Origin of the sequence: Legionella santicrucis, assembly GCF_001468135.1 — a bacterium.
In the GTDB taxonomy this organism is placed as follows: Bacteria; Pseudomonadota; Gammaproteobacteria; order Legionellales; family Legionellaceae; genus Legionella; species Legionella santicrucis.
The window spans coordinates 1,972-4,330 of sequence record NZ_LNYU01000087.1; the positions used below are offsets into that span (position 1 = coordinate 1,972).

Genomic DNA, 2,359 nt, shown 5'->3' on the forward strand with positions numbered 1-2,359 from the left:
AAAATTCTTTGCCGTGATGCGTGAGTTTTCTGCAAGCTTGCAGAAAACTCACGTTCTTTTGGATTAAATGTATCTTATTAGGAGATATCTCAGGGTAGGAAAGAAAACCCCGCTTTTCTTGCTGTGCAATGTGCCAATACTAAAAGTGTCCCAAAACCACATGATATCGCTAGTAGACTATACTGTTTAAAATTACAAAATTACTAACTCGATAATATGAATAATACTAATGAATACACTCTTGCTTTAATGTCAGAAGGTGAAAAGCAATTAGAACCTTTGAAATTATATGTTGAAGTGTCCTTTAAAAGTCAACGGATATAATGTGGGTGTAATTTGCTTAATTGATGACAAGCCTAAATCGAAAAATGAAATTGATCAAAACATAGTTTATGATCTGGCTCAAATGGTGGAAATGGATTTGAAGCAAATACAAATTTCTATAACTGATGAATTAACAAGTTTATCTAATCGTAGGGGATTTTTAAAACTAGCCGGCTATTTGTTTCAAAAATGCCAAAGTGAAAATCAAATTTTTACCCTATTATTTTTTGATTTAGATAAATTTAGCATATTAACGATCAATTTGGGCATGCGGAAGGTGACAAAGTATTAAAAATTTTCGCGAACGCTCTTCTTCGCAACTTTCGTTATTATGATGTAATCGCTCGTTTAGGCGGCGATGAATTTTGTGTATTTTGTACTGGACTAAACCAAAAGGACCTACCTGGCATTATTCAACGTTTAAAAGAATCATTGAAATCTGCAGAAACAAAAGATTATACAATCGAATTCAGTGTGGGTAGTATCCAATATAATCAGAAAAGGCACCAAACACTTGAAGATATGCTAGCTCTCGCTGATTCTCAAATGTATGTTACTAAAAAAATAAGTAACTGACGTTATTGCTCACTATTGGTATAGGGGGGAAGTCATGATACGTGTGCAAATGGGTCACTTCGTAGTTTCAATGGCATTTAAACCCTTACTGTGAATGGGTTATAGGCATTGTTCGTAGAAAATAATTTTGTATCCCAAAAAAGTAATAATATAGCCTGCTTGTTGTTCATTTGTAGTAAAACTAACACATAATGACTCGGTAATTAAACTAATTGATGGATTTTCTATAAAAATGGTCTTTAGCCCATGTGCAGCAAGGACTATAGCCTGTAAGAGATATGAAAAGTCCTAATTTGACACGTATCATGACTTCCCACCAAAATATGGTGGAAATGCAAAGAAAGGCATTCATGGCAGGCCACGATTTATAATCGAACAAAAAATAAGTCAGGGTGTCCGACTTGCGCAAGAAATAATTCCCGTAAATATTCAATAAATCACTTTAAAGAGTTTGCGAATAAACATGGCGGTATGTGTCTTTCAACTGAATATCTAAACTGCAAAACCAAGATTAAAATGATGTGTAAAAATGGCCATGAATGGGAGTCTCGAGCGGATAATATTTTATATGAACAAAAGTGGTGCTCTCTTTGTGAAGTCTGACTTGAAACGCGGGTATAATATTGTGAAGCTCGCTTATTCCGAAGAACAGTTACACCAAGTTTAGTAATTTTTTCCTATCATCACGCAGCTCACCTTTGATTGCGAGCCGTTACATATACCCAATTAATACAACCCTCGTCTTAGCAAAGAAACCACTAAGAAACGCGTTTTCTAATATAAGGTTAGAGTTTTTGATTAGTAACTAAGGTGTACTGAAATAAAGCTCGAAAAAATACAATACATGATTTACTAGGAAACTGTTTCCTAGTAAACTAATTTGAAGAAATAAGGTTGGGTTTATGGAAAAGAAAAATGTTAGTCCTTTAAAGAGTCATATTGGATATCACATGAGAGTGGTTTCAAATGAGGTTTCTCAAGCGTTTGCTAAAAAGCTAAGTAAATATGATGTAGCTGTTGCAGAGTGGGTTATTTTGCGTGAAATGTATGAAACGAAAAAGTCCACATCACCCAGTGCTGTCGCAGAAATGGTAGGACTAACTCGTGGTGCTGTTTCTAAATTAATTGAGCGTCTTTTGAATAAAGATCTGGTTACTCGAACTGAATCCTCAAATGATCGTCGATTTCAACAAATTAAATTAACTTCTAAAGCAATTCAGCTTGTACCAAGTCTTGCTGATTCGGCAGATCAAAATGACGAATCGTTTTTTGGTGTTCTTTCTGATAATGAAAAAGGCACTCTTATTAAAATACTAAAGAAGCTCTCTGATCATCATAAATTCAACGGTAACCCAATTAAATAATTATAAGCTCATGTTACGCACACTCAGTTTTAAGCGGTCATATTTTTGAGCTCCTGCCAAGCAATTTGGTTTGCTCTAACAATGAGTTTGTACTT

The 2,359-nt window shown here is 34.5% G+C and carries 2 protein-coding genes and 1 pseudogene; all 3 read left to right on the forward strand.

Annotation, left to right across the window (positions count from 1 at the left end; translation table 11 throughout):
* Positions 1-415: 415 nt before the first annotated feature.
* The 3 genes and pseudogenes from Lsan_RS17270 (at position 416) to Lsan_RS17275 (ending at position 2,264) form a co-directional block, all read left to right on the forward strand.
* A pseudogene (locus Lsan_RS17270) lies at positions 416-900 on the forward strand (GGDEF domain-containing protein).
* 321 nt (positions 901-1,221) lie between these two features.
* On the forward strand, positions 1,222-1,503 hold the full coding sequence (locus Lsan_RS23615; protein ID WP_083505174.1) for a zinc-ribbon domain-containing protein: 282 nt from the start codon (positions 1,222-1,224) through the stop codon (positions 1,501-1,503).
* 299 nt (positions 1,504-1,802) lie between these two features.
* On the forward strand, positions 1,803-2,264 hold the full coding sequence (locus tag Lsan_RS17275; protein ID WP_058515377.1) for a MarR family winged helix-turn-helix transcriptional regulator: 462 nt from the start codon (positions 1,803-1,805) through the stop codon (positions 2,262-2,264).
* Positions 2,265-2,359 lie beyond the last annotated feature (95 nt).

Coding starts and splice junctions, on each gene's coding strand:
- Lsan_RS17275 (WP_058515377.1), top strand. CDS start 1,803: ATGGAAAAGAAAAATGTTAGTCCTTTAAAGAGTCATATTGGATATCAC.